Consider the following 26832-nt stretch of genomic DNA (forward strand, 5'->3'; position numbering starts at 1 on the left):
GCGGGTCTCAGCCCCCGTGCCCGCCACTGCCGAAGGCGCCACCGCTCTCGTCGGAGTCACGCGGCGGCTTGCTCTCGGGTGCGGGTCGCGAGCCCATGTTGCCGTAGCCGTGGAGCTCGTGAGGTGTCAGTCGCCCCGGCACCTCGTGTCCCTCGGAGAGATCGAACTCGTCGGGCTCCAGGCGGCTCTCGTAATGGGACTGGTGATCGGGCCGCACCGGCTGCTCCTCGGGCCCCGGCGGGGCGTCGCGCCGCCGTCGCGCGCCGACCTGCCAGACCACATAGACGAGCAGTACGAGAAGACCGACCACGATCAGTCCGAACACGATGACCGCGGGTGCTCCCTCTCCGGCCGCGAGGACAGTGGCGACGTCCCCCGCCGGCTCGTTGAAAGTGACCATGACTACCGGGTACCCAATCTCGTCGGTATCACCGCCGGTGAGCGGCCGGACCCTCGAACGGACCCCTTCTCAGGCGGCGGCGCTGCCCGTTCCGGTGAGGGCCTGAAGCAGTTCGTCCCGGTTCATCGAGGACCGGCCGGGGATGCCGAGGTCGGTGGCGCGGGCGTAGAGGTCCTTCTTGCTGAGCGCGGCCAGGTCCTGCTTCCTGCCGGCGCCCTTGCGGCGGCTGCCGCCTGAGCTCTTGGCCCGCTGCGCGCCCTTCCCGGCCTTGGCGCCCTTCGTGTCCTGCGCCCCGGTGGCCTTCGCGCGCCTGCCCTTCGCGGCTGCGGTGCGTGCTCCGCCCCGTCCCTCCCCGGAGCGCGCCCGCTCGACGCTGCGGTTCAGCGCCTCCATCAGGTCGACGACGTTGGTCGCTTCGGGAGGCCCTGCCTCCGCGACCACCTCTCGGCCCTCGAGTTTCGAGGCCACCAGCTCGCGCACCCGGTCCTCGTACGTGTCGTGGTAGTCCTCGGGCTTCCACTCGACGCTGAGCGCCTCGATGAGCTTCTCGGCGGTCCCGAGTTCGCCCGGGCTGATCTTCTCGCGCCGCGGCAGGTCGAACTCCTGCCGTGGATCCCTGATCTCGTCGGCGTAATGCATGGTGTGCAGGACGAGCACCGACTCCTGCGCGCGCACCGCGGTCAGGTACTCCTTGCCTCGCATCGTCAGGGTGGCGATGCCGGCCTTCTGCGAACGGTGGAGGGCGCTGCGGAGCAGCTCGTAGACCTTGAAGTACTCCTTGCCGCGCGGGCCGAGATAGTACGTACGGGCGAAGTGGACGGGCTCGATGTCGGCCAGGTCCACGAATCCGCCGATGTCGACGACCTTGGAACGGCCGGGGGAGATGTCGTCGAGTTCGTCCGGTTCTACTACGACGTACTGGCCGTCGCCCATGTCGTAACCCTTGACGATGTCCTCGCTCTTGACCTCACGGCCGGTGCGTTCGTTCACGCGCTTGTTGCGGACGCGGTCGCCGGTGCCGCGCTGGAGCTGGTGGAAATGGACGGTGTGGTCGTCCGTCGCGGTGAAGAGACCCACGGGCAGGGTGACCAGTCCGAAGCTGAGCACCCCTGTCCACATCGCTCTGGCCATCGCCCGTCACCTCCGTGTCGCCACGCGGCTGCAAGGTCCCGGATCCAGTGTCCTCGTCCTGCGGCCGATGACCCACCCGTGGCGGGCGGAAGCGAACGCGCGTTCGAGACCCTCCGTCGATGTGCGAGCCGGTCCGCGAAGCGTCGAGGGTCGCGGCCGCGCGGGGCGACCAGCCCGGATTCGTAGGCGAGGACAACGAGTGGGGCGCGGGCGCGGGCGTGGAGGGGTCGAGGTCCGACGCGGAGCGCTGCCCGGACAACCCGGTGACCAGCAGCGTCGCCGCCACGCCGACGGCGATCGCCCGGTCTGTGACACCGGCCCGGTCACCGGGCCGCACGGTCACCATGCGCGCACCCTGACCGGGCGCCCCCGCGGCGCGAGCCCCCTTGCGGACCAGTGGCCGGCTACCGCGCACGCAGTACCTGCGCGACGCCCGCGGGGTCCGCCGTAGCCGGTCGTCCGGTCGCGCTTCCGCCGTCGCTACCAGCGGCCGTGCACCTGGGCGCGGATCCGCCGGTCGTACAGATCGCGGACCGCGTCCAGTGTGCTTCCGGGCAGCGGCGGCTCGTCCGCCGCCGCGGCGTTGGCGCGTGCCTGTCCGGCGGAGCGCGCTCCGGGGATCACGCTCGTCACGCCCGGCTGCTGAACGATCCACCGCAGCGCCGTACGCGCCGGTGTGCTGTCCGGCCCCGCCAGGGCCGCGAACTCGGTGGCGGCCTCGACGCCCGTCGCGAAGTCGACGCCGGAGAAGGTCTCGCCCTGGTCGAACGCCTCGCCGTGCCGGTTGTACGTGCGGTGGTCGTCGGCGGCGAAGACGGTGTCCTTGGTGTACTTGCCCGACAGCAGTCCGGACGCGAGCGGCACCCGCGCGATGATGCCCACGCCCGCCTCGGCCGCGGCCGGGAGGACCTCTTCGAGCGGCTTCAGTCGGAACGGGTTGAGGATGATCTGGACGCTCGCGGTGCCGGGCCTGGCGATCGCGGTGAGCGCCTCCTCGCAGGTCTCCACGCTCACCCCGTACGCGGCGATCCGCTGTTCGGCGACGAGGGTGTCCAGGGCGTCGAAGACCTCGTCCGACGAGTAGACGGCGGTGGGCGGGCAGTGCAACTGGACCAGGTCGAGCGTGTCCACGCCCAGGTTCTTACGTGAACGGTCGTTCCAGGAGCGGAAGTTGTCCAGTACGTAGTTCTCAGGGAGCTGATCGACGCGCCGGCCCATCTTGGTCGCCACGAACACGTCGGCGTCCGGCCGCTCGCTGAGATATCGGCCGATGAGCTGCTCGCTGCGCCCGTCGCCGTACACATCGGCCGTGTCGAAGAAGGTGACGCCCGACTCGACGGCCGCGTCGAGGACGGTGATCGCGTCCTCGTCGGCGACGTCACCCCAGTCGGCGCCCAGCTGCCAGGTGCCGAGTCCCACCACGGAGACGTTCCGGCCGGTCCTGCCCAATACCCGCTGTTCCATGCGGCGCATCCTATGCGCCGCCCCGCAGGGTCAGCGGGGCGGCGTCGCGGTGCTCTCCCGCTCGATCAGCTCCGGCAGCGGCACGGGGACGGAGCGGGCGGTGCCACCGTCCAGCAGCGCGGTCAACTCCTTCGCGGCGATCCGACCGAAGGTCACCGGGTCACGGGAGAGCGCGGTGAGGAAGGGATGGACCATGCGGCACAGCACCGAGTCCTCCCACGACACGACCGACACATCGCCGGGGACCGACAGGCCGAGGCCGGTGACGACCGCAGCGCCGGCGGTCGCCATCACGTCGTTGTCGTACACCAGGGCCGTCGGCCGACTGCCTGAGGTGAGGACCCGGCGGGTCACGGCCGCGCCCTGGGTGTCGGAGTAGTCGGTCGGCACCGAGCGGACCTCGGCCAGGCCACGGCGCTCGGCCTCCGCGCGCAGCGAGCGGATACGCCGGTCGGTGTGGGCCAGCGAGGACAGTCCGGCGATGTGCACGATCCGGCGGTGGCCGAGCTCGTGCAGCCGGCCCACCACGTGCGCCATGGCCCCGGTGTCGTCGGCCCGCACCTGCGACAGGTTCGGGTGTTCCTCCGGGAGGCCGCCGATGACGACGCCGGGCAGGCCGAGCTCGTCGAGCAGCGCGGGCCGGGGGTCGTCGGTGCGAGGGTCGACGACGAGAACGCCGTCGACCCGGTGCTCCGCCCACCAGCGCCGGTAGACGGCGCACTCGGCCTCGACGTCCTCCACGACCTGGAACAGCAGACCGAGTTGGCGTTCCGAGAGGATCTCCTGGATGCCGGAGATCAGCTGGAGGAAGAACGAGTCCACGCCCAGGGTGGTGGCCGGCCGCGCGAGGACCAGCCCGACCGTCCCCGCACCTTCCCCGGACAGCGCGCGGGCGGCGGTGCTCGGCCGCCAGCCCAGCTGCTCGGCGACCCGGCGGACCCGGTCGCGGGTGATCTCGGAGACGCCGGGCCGGTCGTTGAGCGCGAACGAGACAGCGCTCTCCGAGACGCCGGCGCGCCGGGCGATGTCCTTCATCGTCGGCCGCCGCGCGGGTGCGCGTCTGCTCGGCGGCGTGTCCTTGGCGGACGGGCTGCTGGCGGTCACCCGATCCCCCTTCCCGTGGTCCCCCGGCTCGTCGGCTCCCCGGGCCGGGAGCATCCTATGGCCTGCGCCGGGCTCGGTCGAACGGTCGCCGCCCGCAACTAATGTGCTTGAGTCCCATCAGGCTAAAGCGCATTAGTCGATCAATGCTAGAGGGTCATTGTCGGCACCTGACCTGCGGCGACTCGCGGCCAATTGGATTCGGTCGGCGAATCTGTTGACTTTCTTCTGCTGTGCAATGCAAGGTCTGCTGGGCAAACGGCCGCCGCCCGCTTCCGCGGCGCCTGCCGCCGCTGCCCGAACACGCGTCTGGTCCGAGCAAAGGAGCCGTTCACCGTGCGCATCAACCGCAGGGCAGTCGCCGCTGCCGCCGTCATCGCCGTCGTCCTGCCGCTGAGTGCCTGCGGCGGCTCCGAGGCGAGCTCCACCGACGCCTCCGGCAAGGTGGAAGGCAGGATCACCTTCCAGACCTGGAACCTCCAGGCCAACTTCAAGGACTACTTCAACGGCCTCATCGCCGAATTCGAGAAGCAGCACCCGGGCACCGACGTGAAGTGGGTCGACCGCCCGGCCGAGGGATATGCGGACAAGATCAGCGCCGACGCCGCCGGCGGTACCCTGCCCGACGTCGTGAACGTCTCGCCGGACCTGGTCGCGCCGCTGGCCAAGGCCGGTCTCGCGCTCGACCTGGACAAGGCCGCCCCGCAGTACAAGAAGGAGTACCTGCCGGGCGCCTGGGACGCGCACCGCATACCGGGAGCGGAGGGCACCTACGCCTTCCCCTGGTACCTCAACACCGGCCCCCTCTTCTACAACAAGCGTCTACTGAAGGACGCCGGCCTCGACCCGGAGAAGCCGCCGACGACCTACGACGAGGTCTTCGACGCCGGACTGACGATGGCGCGGCAGAGCAAGGGCAAGGTCGCCGCCCTCGCCAACGTGCCCACCATCGAGGACTTCGGCCGCTACGGTGTCCCGCTCATGGACGAGGAAGGCACCGCCTTCTCCTTCAACGACCCCAAGGGCGTCGAACTGCTCACCCGGTACAAGGAATTGTACGAAGCCAAGGCGCTCGATCCGCAGGCGCTCACCGCCACCCCCGAGTCCTCGGGGCACAAGTTCCTCACCGAGTCCGTGGCCATGAACCCGGGCAGCGCGCTCGACCTCGCCAACTTCAAGAAGCAGGCCCCGAGCCTCTACGAGAACATCGGCATCACCGACCAGATCACCAGCACCGGCAAGGCCAACATGTACGTCATGGGCGTCATGGTGAACGCGCAGAGCAAGCAGAAGCCCGCCGCCGTCGCGTTCGCCCACTTCGTCACCGACGCCACCCGCCAGATGGAGTTCGCCAAGAAGGTGGCCATCTTCCCCAGCACCGCGGGCTCCCTCGACGACCCCTACTTCACCGAGGAGGACGGCACCGACGAGACCAGGGTCCGGGTCGCGGCCGCCAAGTCGCTGAAGACGGCAGTCAATTACACGCCCGTGCTGTTCAGTGAGCAGATGAAGACCGAGCTGCGCAACGCCGTGGCCCGGGCGCTGCAAGGGAAGCAGAGCCCGAAGAAGCGCTTGACAACGCTGTCAAGGCCTGCGACCGGCTGCTCCGGCAGAGCTGATCGGCCCCGCCATGAAGACGTCCACCGCCTCCGGCCCGATCACCTCCGACCCCGCCCCGGCGGGACCGCGGATCCACGGCCCCCGCCCCGGACGGGGCTCCGAGGGGCGCCGCCCGCACCGCGGCATCCGGCGTCATCTGCCGTACAGCCCCTGGCTGTTCGCGGCACCCGGACTGCTCGTCGTCGGCGCGTTCAGCCTGTACCCGTTCCTGAGTACCCTCGTCAACGCGTTCACCGACCGCCGCACCCTCGTCCCCGGCGAGTTCGTGGGCCTGGCGAACTTCCGCGAGCTGCTCGACGACGAGATGTTCTGGATCGGGCTGCGCAACAGCAGCCTGTACGTGCTCGGAGTCGTCCCCGCGCTGGTGATCCTGCCGCTGCTGCTGGCCATGCTCGTCCAGCGCCGGATCCCGGGCATCACCTTCTTCCGCTCCGCCTTCTACACCCCGGTCGTCGCCTCGATCGTCGTGGTGGGACTGATCTGGGTCTGGATGCTCGACGACCGGGGGCTGGTCAACTCGGTGCTGGAGGCGGTGGGAGTCGGCCGCGTCGGATTCCTGAGCGACCAGTGGCTCCTGCTGCTGAGCGCGATGGGCGTCACGGTGTGGAAGGGCCTCGGCTACTACATGATCATCTATCTGGCGGCGCTGGCGAACGTACCGCGCGAACTGCACGAGGCCGCCGCCGTCGACGGCGCCGGGCCGGTACGCCGGTTCTTCACCGTCACCGTCCCCGCCGTCCGCTCCACCATGGTCCTCGTCGGCGCCCTGTCCTCGGTCGCCGCGTTCAAGGTGTTCTCCGAGGTCTATCTGATGGCAGGTCCCTCCGGCGGTCCGGCAGGCGAGGACACCACGCTGGTGATGCTCGTTCAGCGCGTCGGCACCGGCCTCTCGGGCCGCGTCGGCTACGCATCCGCCCTCTCCGTCGTCGTCTTCGTCGTCACCGTCGCGCTGATGCTGCTCGTGCTGCGCGCCGACCGCAAGGAGGACGCGTGAGCGTCATCAACGTCACCGACGCCGACGGCAAACGGATCCCCGCCACCCGGCTCGCACTGCGTTACGCGCTGCTCCTCGCCGTGCTCGCGCTGACCGTCGGCCCGTTCCTGTGGCAGCTGTCCACCTCGCTCAAGGGCCCGCACGAGGACATCTTCAGCTCCCCGCCGAAGTTCCTCCCCGGCGAGCCGACCCTCGACAACTACACACGCGTCGCGCAGACCATCCCCGTCTGGGACTACGCGCTCAACTCGCTGAAGGTCGCCACCGCCAACGTCGTCACCAACTGCGTGGGAGCCGCCCTCGCCGGCTACGCGCTCGCCCGGATGCGCTACCGGGGCCGCAGGGCCGCCACGCTGGCCTTCATCCTCGCCATGCTCGTCCCCGTCGAGGGCATCATCATCGCCCAGTTCACCACCATGCGGGACCTCGGCCTCAACAACACGCTCCTCGGAGTGCTGCTGCCCGGCTCCATCGGGGCCATGAACGTGCTGTTGATGCGCAACGCCTTCCTGAACCTGCCCGAAGAGGTCGAGGAGGCGGCATACGTGGACGGGGCGAACGTCTGGCAACGGTTCCTGCGCATCGCCCTGCCCTCGGTCAAAGGCACCCTCGCCGTCGTCGCGATCTTCGCGTTCATGGGTGCCTGGGACGACTTCCTGTGGCCGCTGATCGTGCTCAGCGACCCGGAGAACTTCACCCTCACCATCGGCCTCAACTACCTCCACGGCACCTTCGCCAACGACGAACGCCTGGTCGCCGCGGGCACGATCATCGCCGTGCTCCCGCTGATCGTCCTCTTCGCCTGCCTCCAGCGGTTCTTCTTCCGCGGCGTCGGCGAAGGCGCAGTCAAGGGCTGACACCGGCCCCGCGCCGACCAGGCCGACGGGTGCACCGCGCGGCCGCGCCGCCCACCCGACCGACACCCCACGAGACTTTGGACGTCGCCGCCTCATGAGCTCTGCCCCGCCGCGCTTCGGCGCCAACTACACGCCCAGCCGAGGCTGGTTCCACCACTGGCTGGACTTCGACATCGACGACGTGCGCGCCGACCTCGACTCGATCGCCGGCCTGGGCCTGGACCACATCCGGGTCTTCCCGCTCTGGCCCCTGTTCCAGCCCAACCGCACCCTCGTCCGACCCCGCGCCGTCGAACAGCTTGTGCAGCTCGCCGACGCCGCGGCCCAGCGGGGCCTGGACGTCAACGTCGACGGCCTCCAGGGCCATCTCTCCAGCTTCGACTTCCTGCCCGCCTGGACGCGGACCTGGCACCGGCGGAACATCTTCACCGACCCGGACGTCGTCGCCGGACAGGCCGAGTACCTCAGGACCCTGGCCGCGGCCCTCGCCGACCGGCCCAACTTCATCGGCATGACCATCGGCAACGAGATCGCGCAGTTCGCCGCGGAACCGCACCCCGATCCCGACCGCATCACCCCCGCCCAGGCCGGCGACTGGCTCGACCGCCTGCTGGCCGCCTGCGAGGAGGGCGCGCCCGGCCGGATGCACCTCCATGCCGAGTACGACGCCTCCTGGTACCAGGACGACCAGCCCTTCACCCCCGCCCACGCCGCCCGGACCGGCGCGGTCACCGCCGTGCACTCCTGGGTGTTCAACGGCACCGCGCAGCGGCACGGCGCCACCGCCACGGCCACCGAGCACCACGCCGCCTACCTCGTCGAACTGTCGAAGGCCTGGGCGCTGGAGCCGCACCGCCCGGTGTGGCTCCAGGAGGTCGGTGCGCCCGCGCCGCACATCCCGCCCGAGCACGCCGCCGCGTTCACCGCCGCCACCGTGGCGAACGCCCTCGACTGCCCGGACCTGTGGGGTGTCACCTGGTGGTGCTCCCACGACGTGTCCCGCTCGCTCGCCGACTTCCCCGAACTCGAGTACAGCCTCGGCCTGCTGACCAACGACCGCCGCGTCAAACCCGCAGGGCGGGCCGTCGCCCGGATCGCCGAGGAACGGCGTGGCCGCGAGCATCGGCCGGCCCCGCGCACCTGTGCCCTCGTCGTCGACGCAGGTGACGACGAGAGGGCGCCCCGGCGTTCGGTCTGCGCCCCCGGCGGCCCCGTCTTCGAGGCCTTCGCCCGGCTCACCGCCGACGGCGCCCGGCCCACCACCGTCCTCGCGAGCCGTGCCGATGACCAGGACCACCTCGCCGCCCGCGGCATTACCGAGGTCCTCACCCCCGAACAGGCCGGTCTCCCCCGGGGACCGATCGCCCGCACCGCACCGTAAGCCGTCCACGACACGATACGGAGCACACGACATGGCCCCCCACCCCAGCAGACGAGCCGTCCTCATGGCATCCGCCGCGGCCGCCCTCGCCCCAGTCCTCGCGCCGGGCACGGCCGAGGCGGCGAAGCGGAACGCGCTCGGCGCGCCGTACGCCTCCTACTGGTACCCGGACTCGTTGCCCTCCGGCAGCCCCGGGGAGGGCATCACCTGGCGCAGCCTGAAGACCTGGCGCGCGGAGGACGACGCCGACCTCCCGTTCAACCGGGCGGCGGTCCCCCTCGCGCGCCGGTTCACCCCGACCCCCGTCAACGACACGGCCCGCGCGGGCCAGGCCCGGATCCAGTCCCTCGTCTCCTTCGCGCCCACGGCCTCGAACCCCTCCCAGGGCGGATCCACCGCCGACTTCTACGCCACCACCCACTGGGGGTACGTCGACGAACTGGTCTTCTGGGGCGGCTCCTCGGGCGAGGGCCTGATCCTCGCGCCCAACGCCCCCGTCGTCGACGCCGCCCACCGCCACGGTGTGCCGGTGCTCGGCAACGTCTTCCTTCCGCCGGTGGCCTACGGCGGCGATCTGCGCTGGACCCGGGACCTCGTGCAGAAGGACTCCTTCGGCCGCTTCCCGCTCGCCGCGCAACTCGTCGCCGTCGCCGTCGCGTACGGCTTCGACGGCTGGTTCGTCAACGCGGAGACCGGCGGTGGCGACAGCGCCCTCGCCGCCGACATGCGCGGATTCCTCGCGCGACTGCGGAGTCTCGGTACGGCGAAGGGCCTGCGTGTCACCTGGTACGACTCGATGACCGTGAGCGGCTCCGTGAGCTGGCAGGGTGCGCTCAACGAGCGCAACCGTCCCTTCTTCGAAGCGGCGGACTCCATGTTCGTCGACTTCCGCTGGTCGCGCTCCACCCTCGCCTCCTCCGGGCAGCTCGCCGGCGGACTCGGGCGCAGCCGGTACGAGTTGTGGGCCGGGGTCGACGTGGAGGCGAGCGGCTGGAACAAGTCCGTCGACTGGGACGCCATCATTCCCGGCAGCGGCGACGACATCGTCTCGCTGGGCCTCTACCGCCCGGAATGGACCCGCAACCACCTGCCCGCGGGTCGCACGCCGGAACAGTTCCACGCAGCCGACGACCACTTCTGGAGCGGCAGGTCGCTCGACCCCTCGCGACCCGACACCTCCGACGCCTGGCGTGCCCCGGCGCTCGCCGTGGCCGACCGCTCCACCGTCTCCGGCCTGCCCTTCGCGACCGTCTTCAACACCGGCCACGGACTGCGCTGGTACGCGGACGGCAAGGCGGTGACCGACGCCGGATGGAACCACCTCGGGCTCCAGGACCGGATGCCCTCACGCCAATGGGTCGTGCGGACCGAGGGCAGCCGGCCCCGGGTCGCCTTCGACTTCGCCGACGCCTGGCACGGCGGCAGCAGCCTCCTCGTCGACGGTTCCCCCGATGCCCCCGTCACCGTCGACCTGTACGCCACCCGGCTGCCGCTCGGGCCGGACACGGTCGTCGAGTTCACCCACCGGGCCGACGCGGGCCGGGTCACCGTCGAACTCGCGGTCGCCACCGCGGAACCCGCCGCACCCGGCGAACCCCACCCGTACACCTACCTCCCTCTCGGGGCGGCCGAGGACGGGTGGACCACCCGGACCGTGCGGCTGAGCGGCCTGACCGGGACCGTGCACGCCCTCGGCGTCCGGCTCACCGGTGACGCCGGCCCCCTGCGGTGGCGCCTCGGCGCGCTCGCGGTGCACGACGGCGGCGAGCAGACACCGGCCGCACCCGCAGCGCTGCGGATCACCGACGCGACGGACGAGGGCATGCGGTTCGTCTGGCAGGCCGCGCCCGGCGCAGTACGCCACTACACCCTGCACCGGCTGTTGCCCGACGGCACACGGCATTTCCTCGGCGCCACCTGCCAGCGCGCCTTCTTCGCCCGTGACCTGCGGCCCGAACCGGGCGAGCGATCGGCCCGGTTCGAAGTGTGCGCGGTGGGGGAGCTCTACACCACGTCCGCCCCCGCGACCGCCGTCCGTCCCTGGTAACACGCCCCACCTCCCGACGAACCCCGGAGCACCCCTCATGCATGACGACCGCACCCTCGTCGAAGCCCGCCTCAGGCGTGTCCTCGACGAACGCATCCGCCCCGCCGTGTACCCCGAGTCCGTGCCGCTCGACGTGACCGTGTGGAACGCGCCGGGAGAGCCAGTCCCCGTCGCGGAGGGACTCGCCGCCACGCCGGAACCGGTCACGGTGGGCGACATGTGGGGTGCTCCGTGGGGCACCAGCTGGTTCACCGTCACCGGCACGGTGCCCGGCCGGTGGGCGGGCCGGACCGTCGAGGCGGTCCTCGACCTGGGCTTCGACGAGAACATGCCCGGTTTCCAGTGCGAAGGCCTCGTATACCGCCCCGACGGCACCCCGGTGAAGGGCCTCAACCCGCGCAACCAGTGGGTCCGCGTCGCGGCGCCGGCGGAGGGCGGGGAAGAGGTCCGCCTGCACATCGAGGCCGCGTCGAACCCCGTCATCCTCGACTACCACCCCTTCCTTCCGACGCAGCTCGGCGACAAGGAGACAGCGGGCAGCACCCCGCAGTACCGGCTCGCCCGCATGGACCTCGCCGTCTTCGACGAGACGGTGTGGCAGCTGGTCCTCGACCTCGAGGTGCTCGGCGAGCTGATGCACGAGCTGCCCGCGGACGGCGCCCGCCGCCATGACATCCTGCGCGCCGTCGGCCGCGCCCTCGACCGCGTCGACCTCCAGGACGTGGGCGGCAGCGCGCCCGCCGCCCGTGCCGAGCTCGCCGGCGTCCTCGCCACGCCTGCCCGGCCCTCGGCGCACCGCATCAGCGCCGTCGGCCACGCCCACATCGACTCCGCCTGGCTGTGGCCGCTGCGGGAGACCGTGCGCAAGGTCGCCCGGACGACAGCCAACATGACGGCCCTGCTGGAGGACGAGCCGGACTTCGTCTTCGCCATGTCCCAGGCGCAGCAGTTCGCCTGGATCAAGGAACACCGCCCGGAGGTCTACGCCAAGGTCAAGAAGGCGGTCACGGACGGCAGGTTCGTCCCCGCCGGCGGGATGTGGGTCGAGTCCGACACCAACATGCCCGGCTCTGAGGCGATGGCCCGCCAGTTCGTCCACGGCAAGCGGTTCTTCCTCGACGAGTTCGGCATCGAGAACGACGAGGCATGGCTGCCCGACACCTTCGGCTTCGCCGCCGGGCTGCCGCAGATCATCAAGGCGGCGGGCTCCAAGTGGCTGCTGACGCAGAAGATCTCCTGGTCGCAGACGAACAAGTTCCCGCACCACACCTTCCAGTGGGAGGGCATCGACGGCACGCGGATCTTCACCCACTTCCCGCCCGTCGACACCTACAACTGCTCCATGAAGGGCAGCGAGATCGCCCACGCCGAGCGGAACTTCAAGGACAAGGGGATGGCCAGGCACTCGCTCGCGCCGACCGGCTGGGGCGACGGAGGCGGCGGTACGACCCGCGAGATGGTCGCCAAGGCGGCCCGCCTGCGGGACCTCGAGGGCTCGGCGACGGTGACGTGGGAGACGCCCGCCGAGTTCTTCACCAAGGCGGAGGCCGAGTACGCCCAACCGCCGGTGTGGGTCGGCGAGCTCTACCTCGAACTGCACCGCGCCACCCTCACCAGCCAGGCGAAGACCAAGCAGGGGAACCGGCGCAGCGAGCATCTGCTGCGCGAGGCCGAACTGTGGGCAGCGACCGCCGCCGTCCGCACCGACTTCGGCTACCCGTACGAGCAGCTGGACCGGATCTGGAAGACGGTGCTGCTGCACCAGTTCCACGACATCCTGCCCGGCTCGTCCATCGCCTGGGTGCACCGCGAGGCGGAGAAGACGTACGCGGCCGTCGCGGCCGAGCTGGACGACATCATCGGCGCGGCCCAGCGTGCCCTCGCCGGTGACGCGACCGCCGGCGGCGCGCTGGTGTTCAACGCCGCCCCGCACGAACGGCACGGCGTCGCCGCCGGCGGCGCGGCCCGTGCCGCGGAAGGCGGCACGGCCCAGCTCTCCGAGCGTGACGGCGGCGGTTTCGTGCTCGACAACGGCCTGCTCCAGGTCGAGATCGACGGCCGCGGCCTGGTGGTCTCCGTCTACGACATCGGAGCCGAGCGGGAGACCGTGGCACCGGGCAGCGCCGCGAACCTGCTCCAGGTCCACCCCGACTTCCCCAACATGTGGGACGCCTGGGACGTCGACGCCTTCTACCGCAACACCGTCACCGACCTCACGGACGCCGACGAGGTCACCGCCGCAGGCTCGGGAACGGCCGCGGCGGTCCGTGTGGTCCGCTCCTTCGGCGACTCGAAGGTCACCCAGCTGATCGCCCTCGCGGCGGGCGCCAAGCGCCTCGACATCGACACGGAGGTCGACTGGCACGAGACGGAGAAGTTCCTCAAGGCGTCCTTCCCGCTGGACGTCCACGCCGAGCGGTACGCCTCCGAGACCCAGTTCGGCCACTTCCACCGGGCCACGCACACCAACACCAGCTGGGAGGCCGCCAAGTTCGAGGCGTGCAACCACCGCTTCGTCCACATGGAGGAGCCGGGCTGGGGTGTCGCTCTCGTCAACGATTCGACCTACGGGCACGACGTCACGCGCACCGTCCGCACCTTTGACGCGGGGACCACGACCACCCTGCGGGTGTCCCTGCTGCGTGCGCCGCGTTTCCCCGACCCGGAGACCGACCAGGGCGTGCACCGTTTCCGTCATGCCCTCGTGCCCGGCGCCTCCATCGGCGACGCGGTACGGGAGGGCTACCGCATCAACCTGCCCGAGCGACGCGTCCCCGGTGACGCCGAGGTCGCGCCCCTGGTCACCGTCGACAACGAGGCGGTCGTCGTCAGCGCGGTCAAGCTCGCCGACGACGGCAGCGGCGACGTGGTGGTGCGGCTGTACGAGGCGACGGGCGGGCGGGCCCGGACACGGGTGACACCCGGCTTCCCGGCCGCCGGGGTCTCGGCCACGGACCTGCTCGAGCGGACTCTCGACGACGCATCCGCTCTCGAACTCGCCGACGGCGGCGTGCCGTTGAATCTACGACCGTTCGAGCTGGTCACGCTGCGACTGGTCCGCGCCTGACCGTCCGGCGCGGGAAACCACGCCGCGACGGCCCGCCGGCCCCCTCCTCGGGCGGGCCGGCGGGCCGTCGGGCCCTACCGGAAGCGGTCCTGGCGGTGGCCGAGGGAGCACTCGGTCAGCGGGTCGCGGCCCGCGCCGGGCATGGCCACGGTGTGACCGGCGGCCGGCTCCGTTCCCTGCCCGATCCACTCCTCCATCGCCCTGAACGCCGAGCGGTGACAGGGCGTCAGCGGCCTCAGCCGGTCGGGGAACACGTCGTACAGCGAGTCGACGTGGGTGCCGCCCTCGATGCGGTAGTAGCGGAAGAGGCTCTCACGGCCGGCCTCGCGCACCATGCGCGCGTACACGTCGGATCCCTCACCGATCGGCAGCAGCACGTCCAGCGTGCCGTGCAGCGTGATGAGCGGCTTCCCGATCCGGCCCGTCAGCGCGATCCGGTCCACGGCCCTGTGCACCTCGTCCGGCCGGGAGGCGTAGTCGTAATCGGCGTCGCACGCCGGTGTCCCCGGAGCGCAGAACGGCGTCCCGGCCTCCGTGGCACCGTCGAAGGCGGGGTCCACTTCCTCGCGGTAGATCCGCTGCGTCAGGTCCCAGTAGTACTGGTGGTGGAAGGGCCACAGGAACTCCGAGCCCGCCGGGTACCCGGCCGCGACCATCTCCCGGTGCGCCTGCGCGGCGCCGGCTCCGCCGGCCGCGTACACCGGATAGCTCCGCAGCGCGGGTGGCAGGAACGTCAGCAGGTTCGGGCCCTCCGTGCGCCACAGCGTGCCCTCCCAGTCCACCCCGCCGTCGTACAGCTCGGGGTGGTTCTCCAGCTGCCAGCGCACCAGATAGCCGCCGTTCGACATCCCGGTGGCCAGAGTGCGCCGCGGCGGCCGGTGGTAGCGCTGCGCCACGACCGCACGGGCGGCCCTGGTCAGCTGGGTGACCCGGTGGTTCCACTCGACGACGGCGTCCCCGGGCCGCCGGCCGTCCCGGTGGAACGCCGCCCCGGTGTTGCCCTTGTCGGTCGCGGCGAAGGCGTAGCCCCGGGACAGCACCCAGTCGGAGACGGCCCGGTCGTTGGCGTACTGCTCGCGCACCCCCGGGGAGCCTGCGACGACCAGGCCGCCGTTCCACCGGTCGGGGAGCCGGATGACGAACTGGGAGTCGTGATTCCAGCCGTGGTTGGTGTTGCCCGCCGAGTCGTCGGGGAAGTAGCCGTCGATCTGGATGCCCGGCACACCGCTGGGCGTGGCGAGCCCCGCCGGGGTGAGCCCCGCCCAGTCCGCCTGGTCCGTGTGACCGGACGCGATCGTCCCCGGCGTCGTCAACTCCGCCAGGCAGGAGACCTTCTGGTGTGCGGCGCCGGGCACCCGCAGCGTCTGCTGCCGTGCGCAGTGGCCCGGCTCCCGGGCCTCCGCGGCGGGGACGGCGGTCAGGCCGAGCAGCAGCGCGGCCCCTGCGACCACCCGTACGGCACGGCCGAGCGGGCCGGATCTTCCGCGGTGTTCGGGTGAGATGCCTGGCGGCGGGACGAACGGCACGGAAGGGCCTCCTGTGGTGAGTGGCGGGAAGGGCGGACGTCCGGGGCACCCGTGTGCCCCGGGACGGTCAACACGATGGAATTCAGCGGCAGTTGCCGTCGGCGATGACGTAGTGCCCGGCCGGGGACTCTTTGAGTGTGTGCGTGACGAAGGTGTTGTAGAGGCCCATGTTCTGGCCGGAACCCTTGGCGTACGTGTAGCCGCCGGTGGTCGTCGCCCGGCCCGCCCGGACATGCGCGTAGTTGCTGCCCGTCCAGCAGACCGCCGCCGCCCCTGTGGTGGACGCGGTGATCTGGACCGACCGGACGCCTTCCGCCCCGGCCCCGTCCCGGGCGGCGACCCGGTAGGTGTGCGTGGAGCCGGCGGCGAGAGAGGTGTCGGTGAACGAGGTGCCCTGCGGGGTGGCGACCCGGGCCCCGTCGCGGTACACCGCGTAGTCCGCGGCGCCGTCCACCGCCTGCCAGGCCAGGGCGATCGAGGTGTCGTCGCTGCCGGTGGCCACGAGTCCGGCCGGGGCGGGCAGACCGCCGGGATCCGGGTCGCCGCCACCCGCGAGTCCGAAGAACCCCGTCACCCAGTGGCTGGAGCAGATCGAGTCGATGAAGTGCGCCGTGCCCGTACTGCCGCACTGTTCGGGGCCGCTGCCCGGGTCGACGGGCGTACCGTGCCCGATCGACGGCACCCGGTCCACCTCGACGGCGACCTGCCCGCTCCCGTCCAGATACTGCTCCCTGCGGGTACCGTCGGCCCCGATCGTCGACGTCCTGTCCGGGGTCTGGCCGAGCCCGTGCACGGCGGTCCACTGGTCCCTCAGCTCGGCCGCGTTCATCGGGGCGACCGTGGAGTCGTTGTCGCCGTGCCACACGGCCACCCGCGGCCACGGTCCCGTGTACGACGGGTAGGCGTCCCGGACGCGCTGCGCCCACATGGCCGGCGTACGGTCCGTGCCCGGATTCATGCAGACGAACGGGCCGGTGTCCCGGGTGCAGTCGTACGGCATGCCGGCGATCACGGCGCCCGCCTCGAAGACGTCCGGGTAGGTGGCGAGCATGACCGACGTCATCGCACCGCCCGCGGAGAGACCGGTGACGAAGGTGCGACCCGCGTCGGCGCCGTACGCGGACTCCGCGTGGGCGACCATCTGCCGCACGGAGGCGGCCTCGCCCTGACCGCGCCGGTTGTCCGACGTCTGGAACCAGTTGAAGCAACTGTTGGCGTTGTTGGCGGACGTGGTGCCCGCGAAGACCACCAGGAAGCCGTGCCGGTCGGCGAGGGTCGTCAGCCCCGCGTTGTCGGCGTACACCTGCGCGCTCTGTGTGCAGCCGTGCAGGGCCACCACGACGGCCGGTTCCGGCGCGAGGGACGCCGGCCGGTACACGTACATGTTCAGGTTGCCCGGATCGGCGCCGAAGTCGGCCACGTGCTCGAGAGCGACGGCGGCGTGCGCGGCGGGAGCGGGGGAGACCAGCAGCCCGCCCGCGACGACGGCGAGCGCCGCGCCCAGCCGCCCGGCGGCCCGTCGCAGCCGGCGGACGGTCCGTACGCGTACCGGTTCGGGCGTGCTTCCACACAGCGGCATCCGGACCTCCTACAGGTGACGAGACGATTCCGGTCACAGTAGGAACGGCCCGTGCGCCGAGGAATGGTGACGCCACCCATAGCCGCGCCCGCCGACGGCGGTGCGCGCACTCTTGCGCCGGCGGGCGTCCGGCTGCTAAGCCCGTCCGGACAGGTCCTGGATGAGCACCGATCCGAGGACGACCGGCGCTCGCGCAGGGTCCGGCGGGCCGGGGGCGAGGCCGCTCGTGCCACCGGGCTGCTGCGGGGCCGGTTCCTCCGGCCCGTCCGGAGCCGGTCCGTCCGGGGAGTCGGCGCCCGACTCGGGCGCCGGTTCCGAGGGGGGTTCCTGCGGCTCCGACGGGGGCTCTTCGGGCGCCGGCTCCGACTCGGGCGGCGGTGCCGGCGGCGATTCCTGCGACGGGGGCTCGGGGGGTGGCGGCGCCTTGGGCTTCTCCGACGGCGGCCTGCCACCGTCCGACGGGGAGGCGTCCTCGGAGGGGACGGGCTCGCGGGAGGGCGGCTCCGTCTCCTTGTCGCGGGTGCCCGTGTCGCCGGCCGGCCGCTTGATCCACTTGTCACCGTCGCGGAGCACGAAGTCCTTGACGGGCTTGTCCGCCGGAGCGACGACGACGACGTTCGAGGGACGGTAGCCGGGCCAGGCGTCGCCGACGGCACGGGGTGTGTCCTTCTGCGCGACGGGCGGGAGCAGCGGATTGCCGCAGGCGCAGCGCACCCTCGGCACCCCGCGGTCGTCGACCAGTACCGCGGTGCCCGCCTGGAGCACGGCCTGATAGGCCCTCGGCCCGCCGTCCTTGAAGCCGTGGTTCGTCACCCGGGTGTCCATGCGCAGCTGCACCGGGGTGAGCGAGCGCAGAAAGTCCGGGACACGGGACGGTTCGATCCGGTGCACCTGCGCGAAGGCCCGGTTCTTGGCAGGGTCCGCGCCCAGTGCGGTGACCTGTTTCTCGACGTCGCAACTGGCCGCCTTCCGGGAGCCCCCGTACAGGCCCGGCGCCGACCCTTCGACGCTGCGGGTCACATTGGGTGACGCGGTCCGGTCGTCCTTCGGCTCGGCGGCCGGCGTCGACGCGGGCGGCGAACTGTCCTTCGCCGTCGACTCGGTGAACGGATCGGGCCCGGTGGAGCCGGCGGCCTGGAGGAAGACCTCGCTCCCGCCGCCGCCGGACGCCCCGGACCCGCCGTCCGGGCGGGTCAGCACGACGGCGAGCACCACGGCGGCCACCAGCGCGACGGCGATGGTCGCGATGCGGGGGACGGACCGCCACCAGGGCCGGTCGGGGCCCTCGTGCCCACCGGAGGGGCCACCGTCCCCCGGCCCGGGACCGCCAGGACCGCTCGGCGGACCGGCGGCGCCGCCCGAAGGGCTGCTGCCCGCGGGACCACCGGGCGGGGGCGGCGGTGTGGCGCCGCCAGGCTGCGAGGGGCCGGAGAGCGGACCCGGAGGTGGGCCTGTCGGGCGGCCGGGGGACGGCGGTTCGGCACTCACAAGCTCTTCTTCCCGGGCGTAGGAAGACAGAAGAGTCGATTCATTCCGTTCTGTCACTTGATGTGCCTATTGTCTGCCCGGCACCCATGAGGCCCGCAAGCCGACGCGGTCGGCCCCGTCCGGGGAGCGCGCCGTAGCCGCCGTGCATAGCGTGGCAGCGTGAGTGAGCCCGCATCGAGCAGCCCCGGCGCCGCGACCCGGCCGCCCCACGGCTGGGTCCATGCGCTCGCCGCCGTAGTCGCCGGCCTCGTCGTCATGGCCGTCACCGCGACCCTGGGTCTGTGGGCGGCTGGCGCGACGGACCTCCCCGACGGCGGGTTCCTGCCCGTCGTCGCGGCCGTCGTCGTGATGGCGGCAGGCGGCACCGTGGAGGTCGCCGGGGACGCCGGAGTGATCGCGGAGACAAGGGCCGGACTCACGGCCCTGCCCCTCTCCGTGTCCTTGGCCGGAGCACTCATCGTGGCAGCCGGCTTTCTGCGGCCGCTGCGCCACCGGGCCGTCGCCTCCGCCGGCGAACTGGCGGGCTGGGCGGCCCGGCTGGCCTTCCTCTGGCTGCTCGCCCTCATCGGCCTCGGCGCCCTCGCCCGCCACACCTTCACCATCCCCGTCGAGGACCCCACGGGTGGACTCCTCGAGGAGTTCCTGGACATCACCCCCCGCGTGGGGTTCCGCACCGACGTCCCGCTCACCCTCTTGTTCGGTCTGCTCTGGCTGGCCGGCGTCCTGGCCCTCGCGGTGGTCGTGTCGCGCGGCAGCCCGCTCCCCGCCCGGCTGCTGCGCTTCCAGGAGTCGGTGCGGCCCGCCGCGTACGCCATGGTCGCCCTGCTGCTCACGTACGTGGCGGTCGGCCTGGTCGTCGCCGTCGTCGTGGCACTGACCCGCGACAGCACCGCCGACACCTTCGCCGTGATCTTCCTCGGGCTGCCCAACCTCGTCTGGCTGGCCTTCACCCTCGGCCTCGGGGCCTCCTGGGAGGGCAAGGTCGAAGGCCCCTTCGGCCTGCCGATGCCGCAGCTGCTCGACGAGGTACTGCGCACCGGCGAGATGTCGACACTCGACCTTTCGGCGCTCGTCGAACGCGACGGCCGTGCCTGGTGGCTGCTGGTTGTCGCCGCGGTGCTCATGCCGGCCGCGGCCTTCCTGATGGCCGTCCGCTCACCGGCCGGGACCCGGCTCCGGCAGCACGCCGTCCACATGGCCGTCGCCCTCGTGCTGACCGTGCTGACCGTCTGTCTGCTCGTCAGGCTCTACGCGCACTACGGTCTCTCCCTGCTCGGCATCGGCGACCTCGGCGGAGACCTCGCCGGCGAGGTGGCGCTGCGTCCGAACCTCTGGCCCGCCCTCGGTCTCGCCGCCGCGTGGGGACTGGTCACCGGAGTGATCGGCGGGCTTCTGGCGTCGCGCGTCCACCGGCGCGGCCAGGCCGACGCCCCACGTCACTGACGACCGGCCCCGCCCGCGCCGGGGAAGACCGGCTGCGCCCACCGCGGCGGTTCCTTCGGGGAGTGGTCCCAGGGGGCCTGCCGTACCCGGCCACCGCCGTCACCGGACGGCGCCCCTCGCCCGGCCCCGTGGACGCAGCGGCCGTCGCCGCACGCAGGGCCGCCACGAACTCGCCGCACGAGTCGAAGCGGTCGTCCGGACTCTTGGCGAGCGCCCTGGCCATGACGTCGTCGACTGCCCCTGATAGATCGGGCCGCTCCGCGGTCAGCGGCGGTGCCGGATCGTACTGGTGCGCCCACAGCAGGGCCATGTCGTCGTCGCGCTTGAACGGAGGGCCGCCGGCCAGCGTCTCGAACACGACGCAGCCGAGGCTGTAGACATCGCACCGCCCATCCACCGGCCGGCCGGAGATCTGCTCCGGGGCCACGTAGTCGAGCGTCCCGACGAACTGCCCGACGGTGGTGAACCCGGTCAGCGACAGGGACTTCTTCGTCAGGCCGAAGTCGGTCAGATAGACATGCTCCGGGTGGTCGCTGTCCGTGCCCTCGGCGACCAGGATGTTGCCGGGTTTGACGTCCCTGTGCACCAGGTCGTGGGCATGCGCCGCGTCCAGCGCGGACGCGACCTGCGCGGCGATGCGGCCCGCCGTGACGGCGGGCAGTGGGCCCATGCGGTCGAGCAGCACCCGCAGATCCTGCCCGGCGACGTAGCGCATGGCGATGTAGAGCAGGCCGTCCGTCTCGCCGGCCTCGAAGACCGGCACGATGTGCGGGTGGTCGATCGACGCGGCGACGCGCGACTCGTGGGTGAACCGTTTGCGGAAGGTGTCGTTGCGGGCCAGCTCGGGAGCGAGCAGTTTCAGGGCGACGGTGCGGTCGAGGCGCAGGTCCCGCGCGCGGTAGACCACCGCCATGCCGCCCCGGCCGATCTCCCGCTCCACCAGATAGCTGGCGACCTCCTTGCCGACCAGCTCGGACGGCCTGCCGCCGGGCATCCCAGGGAGCGGCGGCATCAGCGCTCACCACCACGGCCGGACGGCCCTTCGGGGTGGTCGACGACGCGGGTGGCCTCCGGTGTTTCGGGATGGTTCACGATGCGGGTGGCCTCCGGGGGCTCGGGGTGGTCCACGACGCGGCTGGCGTCCGGCGGCCCTTCGGGGCGGTCCACGACGCGGGTGGCGTCGTGGGCCTCGGGGTGGTCGACGACCTGGGTGGCGTCCGGGCCGGGCGATCCCGTCGAGACCACCTGCGTCGGCTCCGGCGGGGTCGGGCCGGACGCGGACGGTCCGGAACCGCCCCCCGCGTTCACGTGCGCGGTGTCCGGGGGCGCCGCCTGCGACGCCGGGCCGGACGAGGTGGCGAAGGTGCTCAGCCCGAGTCCGTCGCAGTAGACCCACCGCTCGTGTTCCGCGTCGTACAGCCACACCGCCTCGCCGTCCACGACCAGGCCCGCCCGCAGTCCTCTGGTCCGTCCATGGAAGGTCTCGCCGTCGGCCAGCCCGTCCGCCAGGTCGTCGGCGGCACGGCGGTAGCGGGCCAGCGTCTCGGCGACCCGGGCCAGCAGCGGCCGGGGGTCCGCGGTCCGGGCCAGGGGCCGCCCGACGGCCGGCGGCTCCTGCGGTACGGCGACCAGCAGACGTCCGTCGACCCACGCTGACCAGCCGTTCGCGCACACGATCTGCCCCCAGTCGCCGCGCCGCTCCGCCAGCTGGACCGGCAGCAGCGGGTCGAGCGGTGTCGTGGGCCGGGACACGTCCGGCGCCTCCCACGCGGGCATGCCCCACGGCGGCACGACATGCGTGGCGCGGAACTCCCAGGCGGCCATGGCGGTCCCGGCCTACTTCCGCATCACTGCGGGCTCGTGCCGCCGCAGCAGGCGGGCGACCAGACAACCGAAGAGCACCGACAGCACCAGCAGCATCCCCATGTCGAGCAGCCATACCCCCGCCGAGTGCTCGAAGAGCGGATCGGCCGTCAACTCGCCGGGGACGATGCGGCCGAGGCCGATGGTTCCCGCCATCGCACCGAGGGCCCACCGGGACGGGACCAGCCACGCCAGCTGCTCGATCACCGCTACGCCCTCCAGCTTCAGCAGCGCCCCGCAGAAGACGACCTGCACGATCGCGAGGAGCACCAGCAGCGGCATGGTCACCTCCTCCTTGCGCACCAGGGCGGAGATCAGCAGGCCCAGCATCATCGCGGTGAACGAGAGCAGCGCGACGGCCAGGGTGATCTCCGGCAGAGGTGGCAGCAGCACGCCTTCGCCGCCGGGCGCGCCGAGGTCGATCCCGGCCAGGGCGACGAGGGTCAGCACGATCGCCTGGAGCACCGTGATCGCCCCCAGGACCACCACCTTGGACATCAGATACGCGGACCGGGACAGTCCGACTGCCCGTTCCCGCTGGTAGATCGGCCGTTCCTTGACGAGCTCCCGTACCGCGTTCGCCGCGCCCGTCAGCACGGCCCCGACGCACAGGATGAGGAGGGCGTTCAACGCCGTTTCCCGGTCGAGCCGGCTGCCCGCGAGAGCGCGGGCCATCGCACCCATGACGAACGGCAACGCGATCATGATGACGAGGAACGTGCGGTCCGCGCTCAGCGCGGCCGTGTACCGCCGCACCAGCGTCAGCAGCTGGGCACTCCAGCTCTGCGTCTTGGGCGGCGGCGGCACGGGTCCAGGGGCCGGCCCGGCGGGCAGACGCGGCTGGGCGGTGGCGCCGACGATGTACTGCGCGTGGAAGCGGGATTCGCGGTACATCTCCGCCCAGTCCCTGCCCCGGTCGCTCTCGAAGGCCTCGAACGCCTCGGGCCATTCGGCGAAGCCGAAGAAACCGAGGGCCTGCCCCGGCGGCCCGTAGTAGGCGATCCTGCCGCCGGGCGCGAGGACGAGGAGCCGGTCGCAGACGTCCAGGCTGAGCACGCTGTGGGTCACCACGACGACCGTGCGCCCGTCGTCGGCCAGGCCGCGGAGCATGTGCATCACGGAGCGGTCCATGCCCGGGTCGAGCCCGGACGTCGGCTCGTCGAGGAAGAGCAGGGAGGGTTTGGTCAGCAGCTCGAGCGCCACACTGACACGCTTGCGCTGGCCGCCGGAGAGCGAGTGGATCGGCTGGCCGGCCCGCTGCTCGAGCCCGAGCTCGCGGATCACCTCCGCCACCCGGGCCTCCCTCTCCGACCGTTCGGTGTCCTGGGGAAGCGCAGTTCGGCGGCGTAGGAGAGGGCGCGGCGGACGGTCAGCTGGGCGTGCAGGATGTCGTCCTGCGGCACGAGTCCGATGCGTCGGCGCAGCTCCGCGTAGTCGCGGTAGAGGTCGCGTCCGTCGTACAGGACGGTGCCCCGCTGCGCGGGCCGCAGCCCGGTGAGGGCGTTCAGCAGCGTGGACTTTCCCGCGCCGCTCGGCCCGACCACGGCGAGCAGGCACTTCTCGCCGACCGGGAAGGAGACATGGTCCAAAAGGGTCTTGCGGCCCCTGTCCACGGACACCGTCAGTTCCTGGACGTCGAGCGAGACCTCGCCGGTGTCGACGAACTCCTGGAGTTCGTCACCGACCAGCACGAACGCGGAGTGCCCCACGCCGACGATGTCGCCGGCCCGTACCGGGGCCCGGTCGACGGGCATGCCGTTGAGGTAGGTGCCGTTGTGGCTGCCGAGGTCGACGATCTCGTACGTGCCGTCGGGCCGTGTACGCAGTTCCGCGTGACGGCGGGAGACCACCAGGTCGTCGACGACGAGCTCGTTCTCGGGTGACCTGCCGATGCGCACGGTGCGGGCGGGCAGCGGCCGCACACTGGTCGGCATGCGGAAGGTTCCCGTCGCGGCGGGCACCGACACCACGGGCGGCGGTGCCGGTCCCGCGGCCTGAACTTCGTGAGCCGGTGGCAGGCCGGGCGAAGGCTCGACGGCCGGTGGTACGACGGCCGGCGGTGCCGGGTCGGCGAGCACGGCCCGCGGCCCGTCGGCGGCGCTTCCGAAACGGATGACACTGCCGGGGCCGACCTTCCGCTCGTGGATCCGCCTGCCCTCGGTGTACGTGCCGTTGGTGCTGTTCTCGTCGGCCACCGTCCAGTGGCCGTCGTCGGCCCGTAGCACGGCGTGGTGCCAGGAGACGCGTGGGTCGTCGATGACGATGTCGCTCAGGGGATCACGCCCGACGTGGTACGCCCGGGTCGGATCCATCACCGTGGAGCCGGTGTCGGTCTCCATGACGAGTGCGGGCGCAGTCGGCGGGCCAGGCCGCTCTGCCATGTTCGAATTCTAGCGATATGCACGGTTCTCCGCCCTGCGGCCGCCTTCGGTGGACCGCAGGATCCGCCGGCAGGAGTGCTCCGGCCTCCCAACGGCCCGTTGGTGTCGCGTGTTGCGGTGAACGGGTGGCCGGTGCACCCTGAGGGTTACCCAGAAGCGACACAGGCTCACTCTTCGTACTCGGGGGCCGCATACGAATGACGGGCCGTCGCGGTGAGGAGCCACGGTCATGAATGTTCCGGTTGCCTGCCAGTACAGAATCGAAGTACCGGCCTCCCCAGAGCGCATGCCTCAGATCCGGCGCATACTCGCAGCGCATCTGAAGTACTGGGGCCTCGACGCCCATGTCATGCCGGTCTGCAGCGCCGTCGACGAACTCGTCGGCAATGTCGTCCAGCATGTCGAGGGCGACAAGACATGCGTGGTGGAGCTGCGTTGGGCCGGGCGCCATCTCAATACGTCCGTCTCGGACCGGGACGGCACCCTTCCGCGGCTGCACACGTCGTCCCCCACCAGGGGCGGACTCGCCAGGGTGGCGATGCTCAGCGACAGCTGGGGCACCTGTGCCACCGAGCACGGCAAGGTGATCTGGTTCAGCCGGCGCGTCAAGGAGCTCCAACGCGTCCAGTCCGGTCCGCGCGTGCCCCAGCCGCCGGTCCGGGAGTTCCGGCCTCTGCCGCTGGAGGCGGTGCCCGCCGAGCCGTTCGAGGCCCCTGCATTCGCTGTGTCCGCAGGGCGGTGACTCGCGGATGCTCCGTACTGCTCGGACGCCGACGGGCGCCGCCGGGTGTCCGGCGGGGCACGGCCGCCGGAGACCGTCGGTGCCGTACGAACGGTACGTGTGTGTGCCGCACCTGCCCCGCGCGGTGTCCCACGGCCATGGGCCGTGCCCATGAAGGCGGACCTGCCCCTGAAGGCAAGGCTCCCGGCGTGCCGGAGGCGTTCGGGCCGCCGGCCGTCCCCCGGCCGTCGCGCTGACGGCGGGGCGAACAGCTCACCGGTCCGGACTACGCAGCGACTTCGAGGTCCTTGAAGCAGCCGGCTGTCCTCGAGCGGCCGGTCGTGCCGGGCCCGTGACCCGTTCTTCGCCTCGGGAGCCGCTGTGCCGGGCGGACCGGCCTCGGACCCGGCGACGGTGCACCGGGCCGGCGCCCCCGCCCGGTCTCCGTACCCGGGCGGGGGCCGTCGCCGTTCACGCGGCCCTCCTGCCCTCCCGTTCCGCGGGATGCAGCGTCGCGAGCAGCCGGAAGAAGTCCGCCTCGTTGCCGGCGAGGCCGACGGCGCGCAGCGCGTCGTCGGCCTCCGCCATCGGGACCGTCAGCAGCGGGACCGCGAGCGGCGCCTGCTGCGGGTCGGCGAGCACGGCCCTGGTGGTCTGGAGCAGGCGCACGTACGCCTGCGCGGCGGCGATCTCGGAATCGTTCATCTCGCGGTTCCCCTCCTTGAGGTGTCGGACCGTCAAGCATCCACCGCACCACTGACAACGACGGAGGCCGGCGGTCCGCCCAGGGGTGGCGGACCGCCGGCCGAAGGCCGTGGGGGGAAGACCTAGAAGACGCTCACGCCGTACGCGCTCAGGGCCTCGGTGACGGGCTGGAAGAACGTCGTGCCGCCCGAGGAGCAGTTGCCGCTGCCGCCGGACGTCAGGCCCAGAGCCGTGCTGCCGGCGAACATGGCGCCGCCGCTGTCGCCGGGCTCGGCGCAGACGTTCGTCTGGATCATGCCGTAGACGACGTCACCGTTACCGTAGTTGACGGTCGCGTTGAGGCCGGTGACGCGGCCGCTGCGCAGACCGGTGGTGCTGCCGCTGCGCTGGACGTTCTGACCGACGTACGCGTTGCCGGCGCCGGTGATGTCGCGGTAGCTGCCGTTGTAGAGGTAGACCCGGCCGTCCGCGGCCGAGGCATTGGAGTGACGGATGATGCCGTAGTCGTTGTTCGGGAAGCTGGAACCGGCCCGCGTGCCGAGCACCGTGGTGTTGGCGGAGTTGGTGTACCAGGTGGAGCCGATGTTGGTGCAGTGACCGGCCGTCAGGGCGTAGTAGGTGCTGCCGCTGCGGACGTTGAAGCCGAGGGAGCAGCGTCCGCCGCCCGCGTAGATGGCCTGGCCGCCCGCGATGAGCTTGCTGAAGGTGCCGGGGGTGCGCTTGATCTCGAGGACGCCGGCGCGCTCGCCCGCCGCCTTCTTGATCTTGGCGATCTCGGCGGCGGAAACGGTGGAGTCCGCCGTGACGACGACCTTGCCGGTCTCCTTGTCGGTGTACCAGGCGGTGCCGGGCACGTCGGCGCCGAGTACCGCGTCGTCGGCCTGGGCGAGCTGGGCCGTGGTGGCCCGCGCGGAGTCGGCCGGGTCGGCCAGCGCGGACGGAGCCGCAAGCGCGGAGGCGGCCACGAGCGCGGCGGCGACGGCGGTCAGCCGTGCGGCTCTCGAGACGCCGGTGAGGGGGGCGAAGCGCTTGATCTTCACTACATCCTCCGGTGGGGGATTCCG

At 72.0% G+C, this 26832-nt stretch carries 21 protein-coding genes and 2 pseudogenes; 9 read left to right on the forward strand and 14 right to left on the reverse strand.

Annotated elements, in window-relative coordinates; translation table 11 throughout:
- Positions 1 to 7: 7 nt before the first annotated feature.
- Both GLX30_RS32565 and GLX30_RS32570 read right to left on the reverse strand, forming a co-directional pair.
- Complete coding sequence (locus tag GLX30_RS32565) at positions 8 to 400, reverse strand: DUF6479 family protein (RefSeq protein WP_159694502.1); 393 nt, start codon at positions 398 to 400, stop codon at positions 8 to 10.
- Between the two features lie 69 nt (positions 401 to 469).
- Positions 470 to 1531 carry a Ku protein gene (locus GLX30_RS32570; protein ID WP_159694503.1) on the reverse strand — a complete coding sequence of 354 codons (1062 nt, stop codon included), beginning with the start codon at positions 1529 to 1531 and terminating at the stop codon, positions 470 to 472.
- A 119-nt stretch (positions 1532 to 1650) separates the two neighbouring features.
- On the opposite strand from GLX30_RS32570, the gene GLX30_RS32575 reads away from it, so the two are divergent.
- Complete coding sequence (locus GLX30_RS32575) at positions 1651 to 1890, forward strand: hypothetical protein (protein WP_159694504.1); 240 nt, start codon at positions 1651 to 1653, stop codon at positions 1888 to 1890.
- A 121-nt stretch (positions 1891 to 2011) separates the two neighbouring features.
- On the opposite strand, the gene GLX30_RS32580 is transcribed toward GLX30_RS32575, so the two are convergent.
- Together GLX30_RS32580 and GLX30_RS32585 are read right to left on the reverse strand one after the other, a co-directional pair.
- Positions 2012 to 3004, reverse strand: coding sequence for an aldo/keto reductase (locus GLX30_RS32580; protein WP_159694505.1), 993 nt, complete (start codon positions 3002 to 3004; stop codon positions 2012 to 2014).
- A 21-nt stretch (positions 3005 to 3025) separates the two neighbouring features.
- Positions 3026 to 4030 carry a LacI family DNA-binding transcriptional regulator gene (locus GLX30_RS32585; protein WP_159695375.1) on the reverse strand — a complete coding sequence of 335 codons (1005 nt, stop codon included), beginning with the start codon at positions 4028 to 4030 and terminating at the stop codon, positions 3026 to 3028.
- 402 nt (positions 4031 to 4432) lie between these two features.
- Between GLX30_RS32585 and GLX30_RS32590 the strand changes: the two are divergent.
- From GLX30_RS32590 to GLX30_RS32615, 6 genes and pseudogenes are all read left to right on the forward strand, one after another.
- Positions 4433 to 5715 (forward strand): annotated as a pseudogene (locus GLX30_RS32590) (sugar ABC transporter substrate-binding protein).
- Between the two features lie 11 nt (positions 5716 to 5726).
- On the forward strand, positions 5727 to 6710 hold the full coding sequence (locus GLX30_RS32595; RefSeq protein ID WP_244258367.1) for a sugar ABC transporter permease: 984 nt from the start codon (positions 5727 to 5729) through the stop codon (positions 6708 to 6710).
- The gene (locus GLX30_RS32600; RefSeq protein WP_159694506.1) at positions 6707 to 7567 is read left to right on the forward strand and encodes a carbohydrate ABC transporter permease; all 861 of its coding nucleotides are present in this window, start codon (positions 6707 to 6709) and stop codon (positions 7565 to 7567) included. The genes GLX30_RS32595 and GLX30_RS32600 overlap by 4 nt, the downstream gene beginning before the upstream one ends.
- Before the next feature lie 94 nt (positions 7568 to 7661).
- On the forward strand, positions 7662 to 8948 hold the full coding sequence (locus GLX30_RS32605) for a glycosyl hydrolase (RefSeq protein ID WP_159694507.1): 1287 nt from the start codon (positions 7662 to 7664) through the stop codon (positions 8946 to 8948).
- A gap of 31 nt (positions 8949 to 8979) precedes the next feature.
- Entirely contained in the window at positions 8980 to 10995 is a 2016-nt protein-coding gene (locus GLX30_RS32610; protein WP_159694508.1) for an endo-beta-N-acetylglucosaminidase, read from the forward strand.
- Between the two features lie 37 nt (positions 10996 to 11032).
- Positions 11033 to 14062 (forward strand): glycoside hydrolase family 38 C-terminal domain-containing protein, encoded by a 3030-nt coding sequence (locus tag GLX30_RS32615; protein ID WP_159694509.1) that lies wholly within the window; start codon positions 11033 to 11035, stop codon positions 14060 to 14062.
- Between the two features lie 74 nt (positions 14063 to 14136).
- On the opposite strand, the gene GLX30_RS32620 is transcribed toward GLX30_RS32615, so the two are convergent.
- From GLX30_RS32620 to GLX30_RS32630, 3 genes are all read right to left on the reverse strand, one after another.
- Positions 14137 to 15495 carry a tannase/feruloyl esterase family alpha/beta hydrolase gene (locus tag GLX30_RS32620; protein ID WP_244258531.1) on the reverse strand — a complete coding sequence of 453 codons (1359 nt, stop codon included), beginning with the start codon at positions 15493 to 15495 and terminating at the stop codon, positions 14137 to 14139.
- Between the two features lie 175 nt (positions 15496 to 15670).
- Positions 15671 to 17167, reverse strand: a complete 1497-nt coding sequence (locus GLX30_RS32625) for a PHB depolymerase family esterase (RefSeq protein ID WP_244258368.1) — start codon at positions 17165 to 17167, stop codon at positions 15671 to 15673.
- A 135-nt stretch (positions 17168 to 17302) separates the two neighbouring features.
- Positions 17303 to 18655: a DUF6777 domain-containing protein gene (locus GLX30_RS32630; RefSeq protein WP_208545528.1), complete on the reverse strand. Its 1353-nt coding sequence runs from the start codon at positions 18653 to 18655 to the stop codon at positions 17303 to 17305.
- Between the two features lie 159 nt (positions 18656 to 18814).
- Here GLX30_RS32630 and GLX30_RS32635 point away from each other — a divergent pair, with 159 nt between their 5' ends.
- The gene (locus tag GLX30_RS32635; protein WP_159694511.1) at positions 18815 to 20098 is read left to right on the forward strand and encodes a streptophobe family protein; all 1284 of its coding nucleotides are present in this window, start codon (positions 18815 to 18817) and stop codon (positions 20096 to 20098) included.
- On the opposite strand, the gene GLX30_RS32640 is transcribed toward GLX30_RS32635, so the two are convergent.
- The 5 genes and pseudogenes from GLX30_RS32640 to GLX30_RS35660 form a co-directional block, all read right to left on the reverse strand.
- Positions 20025 to 21110 (reverse strand): serine/threonine-protein kinase, encoded by a 1086-nt coding sequence (locus GLX30_RS32640; RefSeq protein WP_208545529.1) that lies wholly within the window; start codon positions 21108 to 21110, stop codon positions 20025 to 20027. The two genes, GLX30_RS32635 and GLX30_RS32640, sit on opposite strands and share 74 nt — an antisense overlap.
- Positions 21110 to 21922, reverse strand: coding sequence for a hypothetical protein (locus GLX30_RS32645; protein WP_159694512.1), 813 nt, complete (start codon positions 21920 to 21922; stop codon positions 21110 to 21112). The genes GLX30_RS32640 and GLX30_RS32645 overlap by 1 nt, the downstream gene beginning before the upstream one ends.
- A 12-nt stretch (positions 21923 to 21934) precedes the next feature.
- Entirely contained in the window at positions 21935 to 23077 is a 1143-nt protein-coding gene (locus GLX30_RS35650; RefSeq protein ID WP_347879808.1) for an ABC transporter permease, read from the reverse strand.
- Positions 23063 to 23299, reverse strand: a pseudogene (locus tag GLX30_RS35655) (ATP-binding cassette domain-containing protein); the annotation flags it as partial. The gene GLX30_RS35650 and the pseudogene GLX30_RS35655, both read right to left, overlap by 15 nt.
- Positions 23242 to 24342 carry an FHA domain-containing protein gene (locus GLX30_RS35660; RefSeq protein ID WP_347879793.1) on the reverse strand — a complete coding sequence of 367 codons (1101 nt, stop codon included), beginning with the start codon at positions 24340 to 24342 and terminating at the stop codon, positions 23242 to 23244. The gene GLX30_RS35660 and the pseudogene GLX30_RS35655, both read right to left, overlap by 58 nt.
- A 229-nt stretch (positions 24343 to 24571) precedes the next feature.
- Between GLX30_RS35660 and GLX30_RS32655 the strand changes: the two genes are divergently transcribed.
- A complete protein-coding gene (locus tag GLX30_RS32655; RefSeq protein WP_159694513.1) occupies positions 24572 to 25084 on the forward strand; it encodes an ATP-binding protein in 513 nt (170 codons plus the stop codon).
- Between the two features lie 450 nt (positions 25085 to 25534).
- Here GLX30_RS32655 and GLX30_RS32660 read toward each other — a convergent pair whose 3' ends face one another.
- Together GLX30_RS32660 and GLX30_RS32665 are read right to left on the reverse strand one after the other, a co-directional pair.
- Entirely contained in the window at positions 25535 to 25768 is a 234-nt protein-coding gene (locus GLX30_RS32660; RefSeq protein WP_053557612.1) for a hypothetical protein, read from the reverse strand.
- A gap of 122 nt (positions 25769 to 25890) precedes the next feature.
- Entirely contained in the window at positions 25891 to 26808 is a 918-nt protein-coding gene (locus GLX30_RS32665; RefSeq protein WP_159694514.1) for a S1 family peptidase, read from the reverse strand.
- Positions 26809 to 26832 lie beyond the last annotated feature (24 nt).

The organism is Streptomyces sp. Tu 2975, from assembly GCF_009832925.1.
In the GTDB taxonomy this organism is placed as follows: Bacteria; Actinomycetota; Actinomycetes; order Streptomycetales; family Streptomycetaceae; genus Streptomyces.